The following is a 5951-nucleotide window of genomic DNA, read 5'->3' as shown; positions in this document are numbered from 1 at the left end:
CGAAGTATGCGGTCGCCTTTTTTAGGATGTCCCGTTCCTCCGTGACCCGCAGCAGATCATGCTTCAACCGCCGGATCTCATCAGCTTGCGCATCGACCTCTTGGATCACCTTTGCGGGCCGCGAAAACAGCTTTTGCCATGTGTAGATCGACTTGGTGCTGACGCCCAATCGTTCGGCCACCTCGCGCACAGGGTAGCCGCGATCCTCGACCTGCGCGACAGCATCGCGCTTGAACTCGTCTGTGAATTTAGCTCCGGACATATCGTTCTCCTTGCTTCCAAAATTACCAAGCAAGGCGTCTACAAATCTAGGGGCTATTCAGGGACACACGCCGCCAGGCAGAAGGCGCGATCTTCCCGTATATCAACGGCTTCTATAATCCACGGCGGCGTCATTCATCGCTGGGCGGCAAAAGCCCCTTGGCCTTCGAACGAAAGGCTGCCTAAATGAGTGGAGAGACCTGAACGCAAGCGTGACAAGACCACTTCGCACGCCATTTGTAAAAGGGTGCATTACTCATGCCATGCTCGCGGGAAAGCTCGGTTACCGGTTTGCCGCTTTCGGCATGGCGCAAGATCGCAAGGGATCTGGGGTTCGCTATATCTTGTAATCCTCATCAGAATTGCCTCATGCATACTGCCAAGAAAATTCCTCTGTCGCGGCCCCTTACTTTCGGGGGGGATTACCGGGTGGCTGGGATTTGGGTCAGCCGCGAACAGGGGTATACTGGGGCGTCCTCACGCCATTTTTTATCATGCCGGTTGCTCGACAACCTTCGGCTTTGACAACAAGGTTGCTATTTAACTGTTGGCAGTATAAGAACAGTCTGCCACTCTTCTTGACTGGCTGCATTTCGGGTCTGCTGGTCCCAAACAGGAAAATCCAATGAAAATTCGCTCTATAGCCGCGCTTGTCGCGGGATCGATGCTATTTGCAGCGGGTTTCGCCCAAGCGCAGACCGCCACGGGAGAAATGGGCGTTTCTGCCGAGGTTACAAGAACCTGCACGTTGTCCGCAGCGCCACTTGCCTTTGGCAGCCTCAGTGTGGAGGCAGTCAATAGCGCGTCGGCTGTCGTGTCTCTGGTGTGCAACGGCACGTCCACCGTGACCACCATTCTGGTCGGAATGGGTGCCAACGCCTTGCCCGCGACCCAGCGCAACCTGCTTTCAGGGACAGATCTCGTGCCCTACACCCTGCATGTGCTTGAAACGGGCGGTGCAGACATAGCGACCGAAGGCGCGGTAACACTGGTGCAGGAAGGGGTGACCAACACCTACAGTGCGACGCTTTACGGCAAGGTGCAGCCCAGCACAGCCTATAAGATGGGATCGTACAGCGACACGGTCGTGTTAACTGCCGCATACACCGGGCCATGACGCCACAAAAGGAGGATCTCATGTTAGGATTGGCTCATTTCAAGACGGCGGCCGCTGTTCTTGCTATCACGCTTGGCCTGTCCGACGCCGCCCTCGCAAACGACTTCACGGTGTCCCCCACCTCCATTCGGGTTGCACAGGGTCAGCAAGTGGCCACACTGACCGTCACGTCGGGCGGGCCCGGGGCAACCTTCGGGCAAGTCCGCGTGATGCGATGGTTCCGTGACGGCGGGCAAGGCAAGCTGACGTCCACGCGCGATGTGGTGGCCAGTCCGCCAGCCCTGCGGATGGCACCGAACCAGGAGTTAACAATCCGTCTCGTGCGGACGCTCAAGAGCGAAGTGCGGGCGGAAGAATGTTACCGCGTGTTGGTCGACCAGCTGCCAGGCAAAAGCCAGCAGGGTCAAGTGATCAAGTTCACCGTCCGGCACTCTGTTCCAGTCTGTTTTGGCCCTCCCAGCTAAGCAGCATACCTCTGGCGGCAGGGCAGTCCTAGACTGCCACCAGATACAACACAGGAGGTACGCGTGAACAACCTGTCACCGATCATCACTGTCGCCAGCGCATTTTTCCTGTGTGGATGGGGGTCTGTTCCCCCCGTCGCGGCACAAGCGCAGGATGAGATGATGGTAGCTCCTTCCGGGTCACCCTTGGCCGAAGCAGGCATGCCTTATGACCCCGACACAGATGAGGCGCTTTTCTTGCTGGTAACAATCAACGGGCGCGACATCGAGTTGATCGCAGAGTTTTCCCTGTCACCTGATACACAACGCATGATGGCCCGACGTGACGAGCTTGACGGGATCGGCATCATGTCCCCCCGCGCCCTTGGCCAATCCGTGTATCTCGATCAAATTCCCGGGTTGACCTATGTCTATGACGCAGTAACCCAGGCGATCCATATCGCCGCCCATGGCCCGGCGCTGATCCCGGTCGAGCTTTCCGCACGTCCGGACCGCGATATCCCCGACGCGCAAACCGGCTATGGTCTTGTTCTGAATTACCGGGTAACCGCCAATTTGGGTGACAATATTCTTGTTGAGGGGTTTCGGACCAAGGACGCCTTTGCCGCGTTCGACCTGCGGGCGTTTACGCCACTCGGGGTGCTGACCACGACGGGCACGGCAAGTTCTCGGCAGGGCGGCTCCGACTCTGCCAACTTTCGCCGTCACGATACCTATTTCACCGTTTCCAGCCCAGTCCGGATGCTAACCCTGACCGCCGGAGATTTCACGACATCCGGCCCGGCTTGGGCGCGACCCGTGCGCCTTGGCGGAGTTCAGATCCGCCGCGACTTTTCGTTGCGCGATGATGTGATGACCAATCCCTTGCTGTCGTTCTCCGGCTCTCCCACCGTTCCGTCCAGCATTGAAGTCTATGTTGACAATGTTCGTGCATATTCGGGAGCCGTCAGCGCGGGACCGTTCAATCTATCGCATGTGCCGATGATCACTGGCAGCGGCGAGGCCGTCTTTGTCCTGCGCGATGCGGGCGGCAATGAAACGACCACTCTGGTCCCCTTCTTTGCAACCCAGAACCTTCTGGCGAAGGGCATGTTGGACTATTCCCTCGAGGCGGGTCGTGTGCGCCTATCCATTGGCGATGGGGATATGAACTACGCGCCCGGTACGGCCGCAGCGGTAAGTCTGCGCTATGGGGTCTCCAGCCGCCTAACAGTCGAGGCGCGGGCGGAAATCTTCAAGAATCTCAAAATGGCCGGTATCGGGGTGCATGCCGTCATGTTCAACCGTGCCGAAGTCACCCTCGCGGGCGGTAAAAGCGCGGAGGGCAAGTCAACGGGCGGTTTTCTTTTCGGCGCATTGCGCACCGAGGTGCGCGGTGTCGGTGTGCGCTTCAGCACACGGCGCACGTTTGGCACCTTTCGCGATCTGGCAAGCGCCACACAGCGGCAGGGGGCGGGCGCTGATCTTGATCTCCTCCCCCTCCCGATTCTCGGCCCAGTTCAGGCCATGGATGCACTCTCACTCGCCTTTCCCGTCTTCGCGGACGGCGGCCAACTGGGGCTCAACCTGATTACCTCGGCACGGTCAGGGTTGACCAACACCCTTCTTTCCGCCTCGTACGTCCAGTCCTTGCCAAAGCTTGGGTCGTACCGGATCAATGCGTTTAAGGACTTCACCGGCGATGGCGGCTTTGGTCTAGCGGTTGGCATGTCGATTCCGCTGGGTGCAGCCCGGCATGCAACCGTAAGCGTGCGGCGTGACCGAAGCGAGCGTGCGGACCTTGTCGCCAGCTTGTCGAAAACGGCAGATCGCAAAGCAGGAAGTTACGGTTATCGCGTCAATCTCTCGCGGCAGAACCGCCAGTTCGGCGCAACCTATCAGACTGCATATGGCAGAGCGGATGTTATTTTGCGCGACAGGGGCCAAGGGACCAGCGCAAGCGCGACATTTGACGGTGCCCTTGTTCTGGCAGGGGGCGGGCTGTTTGCCAGCAACCGGATCCACGACGGATTTGCCGTGGTCAACCTCGGTCATCGCGATGTCGCGATAAGCCTGAACAACCGCGAGGTTGCTCGCACAGGCGCTTCGGGTAAAGCGCTAGTGCCCGATCTGCGCTCCTACCGGCTGAACAGGATTTCCATAAACCCGCTTGACCTGCCCATTGATGCCAACATCGAGGCTACAGCGATGAACGTGGTAACCGCTCGCCATTCAGGGGTGGCGCTTGACTTCGGCGGCACACCCGAAGCCGCCGCATTGGTGGTGCTGCGGGATGCAGCGGGGGCCTTCCTTCCGCCCGGATCCGAAGTCCGGCTTCGAGGATCTTCCAACGTGTTTGTTGTCGGATATGATGGCGAGGCTTGGATCACGGGCCTTGATCCAAGCAATCAGATCACCGCGCAAACCCCAAAAACGAAATGCTCCGCCGCCTTTGACTATACGAAGCAGTCAGAGGCGCAAGTTTACATCGATGGTGTAACATGCGAATGAACGCTATAATTGCTTGCTTTATTGCCTTGATCTGTCTCCCATCAGTGGCCCGCGCCACGTTGGTTTGCGAGGCAAATCTTGTCTCGCTCGACTTCGGACAGATTTCAGTGCGTGACGGCCTGCCCGAGCAAACTAGCGGCTCCGTCACGATCTTCTGCTCAGGCGGGGTTCCTAACAGCAACGCTGTCGCCTGCGTGCAGATCGGCGCGGGCAGCGGCGGCAGCGGGCCGGGGCAAACTCCGCGCTACATGACCGGTTTAGGGACAACCTCGCTCGAATACCAGCTGACCGCCGGAAATACGCTTTCCGGCGGCGGCAACACGTGGGAGACGGCTAGCTTCAGCCTGCCGCTGGACGCCACCGGCAGCGCCACAATCGCGCCCGTGCTTTACGCTGAAATCACCTCAATTGGCGCGCAAGCGACCGTGGGCTCGTATGATTCAGATTTTGCATCTGGGGGCGATGTGCTATTAGCTTACGGCGAAACGGCCTGCACCCAATATGGTACGGCCAGTGCCTTTACTGTTCGCGCAACTGTTGCGGCAAGCTGCACCGTCAGCGTGTCTAACATGGATTTCGGTACCATAGATGCAACCGTTGTCGCACCGGTGGATCAGACAGCCATCATTTCCCTCACCTGCACCAACGCGTCTTTCTACACCGTCGGCCTGAATATGGGCGGCCACCCCGAGGGCACTGGGCCATCCGCGCGACGGATGATCAACAGGGGCAATGTGCTGGCCTACGGTCTTTATCATGACCCCGCAGCGACGGCGGGCTGGGGGCTTGACGCGGGGAACATCGCCACGGGTATGGGCACGGGCGGGCATCAGACACTGACCGTGTTCGGCCGAATTTTTCCGGACCAGTTCGCAGTTGTGGGAATATACTCGGACACAGTTGTGGTGGTTGTAAATTACTGATGCACCTGTCGAGGCGAGAAACCGAAGGCCGGAGCATCCACTAAGGCATGCCGCCCAAAGGGCGCTCTCAACTTGGTCAATGGCCGCTTCCCGCCCTTTGTATCGGTCGTCCAATCGTTCGGCCGCACTTTTTTACAAGGTGCTCCGTTCTCGTTACGGCCTCACTCGCAGACACGCGCCTGTTAAATTTCACGAGGAATTGACCCGGCGGGGGTGCGGGCGAAAGCGTGGACTATCTTGGAGATAGTTCATGTATAGTGAGGTGCTCCCCATTGTTTGGACAGAACCTGGCGCTTTTTAAGCTCTGATCTGCTCCTGCTGATCGGGTTGCGTTGCTTCGACTTTCAGCGAGTAGACCACCGCCGGTGGTCGTCCGCCAAGGGCTTTGTGCGGGCGGCGGTGATTGTAGAACTCCATCCATTTCCGGACACCCGCGCGGGCTTGAGACCCGGTCTCCCAAGCGTGCAGATAAACGCACTCGTATTTCAAGGTGCACCACAGACGCTCGATGAAGATATTATCCAGGTAGCGGCCCTTGCCATCCATCGAGATGCGGATGCCCGACCGGCGCAGGCGGTCTGTCCAGGCGAAGGATGTAAACTGAGATCCTTGGTCGCTGTTCATGATGTCCGGCGGTCCGAACCGATAGATGGCTTCGTTCAGCGCCTCGACGCAGAAGTCGGCGTCCAGCGTGTT

6 protein-coding genes and 2 pseudogenes are annotated in these 5951 nt (G+C 58.8%); 5 read left to right on the top strand and 3 right to left on the bottom strand.

The features are described 5' to 3' along the window. A partial coding sequence (locus tag G560_RS0117965) for an IS3 family transposase (RefSeq protein ID WP_022705660.1) occupies positions 1-262 on the bottom strand: 262 nt, incomplete at its 3' end. A gap of 62 nt (positions 263-324) precedes the next feature. Between G560_RS0117965 and G560_RS21165 the strand changes: the two are divergent. Further along, positions 325-447, top strand: a pseudogene (locus G560_RS21165) (IS3 family transposase); the annotation flags it as partial. A 35-nt stretch (positions 448-482) separates the two neighbouring features. On the opposite strand, the pseudogene G560_RS20890 reads toward G560_RS21165, so the two are convergent. Beyond that, a pseudogene (locus G560_RS20890) lies at positions 483-618 on the bottom strand (transposase); the annotation flags it as partial. A gap of 268 nt (positions 619-886) precedes the next feature. On the opposite strand from G560_RS20890, the gene G560_RS0117955 reads away from it, so the two are divergent. From G560_RS0117955 to G560_RS20465, 4 genes are all read left to right on the top strand, one after another. Continuing rightward, positions 887-1378 carry a spore coat protein U domain-containing protein gene (locus G560_RS0117955; RefSeq protein ID WP_022705659.1) on the top strand — a complete coding sequence of 164 codons (492 nt, stop codon included), beginning with the start codon at positions 887-889 and terminating at the stop codon, positions 1376-1378. 20 nt (positions 1379-1398) lie between these two features. Continuing rightward, entirely contained in the window at positions 1399-1842 is a 444-nt protein-coding gene (locus G560_RS20470; protein WP_050525149.1) for a fimbrial biogenesis chaperone, read from the top strand. 63 nt (positions 1843-1905) lie between these two features. Continuing rightward, a complete protein-coding gene (locus tag G560_RS0117945) occupies positions 1906-4332 on the top strand; it encodes a fimbria/pilus outer membrane usher protein (protein WP_022705657.1) in 2427 nt (808 codons plus the stop codon). Further along, complete coding sequence (locus G560_RS20465) at positions 4329-5255, top strand: Csu type fimbrial protein (RefSeq protein ID WP_022705656.1); 927 nt, start codon at positions 4329-4331, stop codon at positions 5253-5255. The genes G560_RS0117945 and G560_RS20465 overlap by 4 nt, the downstream gene beginning before the upstream one ends. A 297-nt stretch (positions 5256-5552) precedes the next feature. Here G560_RS20465 and G560_RS0117935 read toward each other — a convergent pair. Continuing rightward, positions 5553-5951: integrase core domain-containing protein (locus G560_RS0117935; RefSeq protein ID WP_022705655.1), on the bottom strand; the 399-nt coding region annotated here is incomplete at its 5' end.

The organism is Pseudorhodobacter ferrugineus DSM 5888 (genome assembly GCF_000420745.1).
GTDB lineage: Bacteria > Pseudomonadota > Alphaproteobacteria > Rhodobacterales > Rhodobacteraceae > Pseudorhodobacter > Pseudorhodobacter ferrugineus.
The sequence above is the reverse complement of the archived record's forward strand: the minus strand, read 5'-3'. Positions and strand labels throughout refer to the sequence as shown.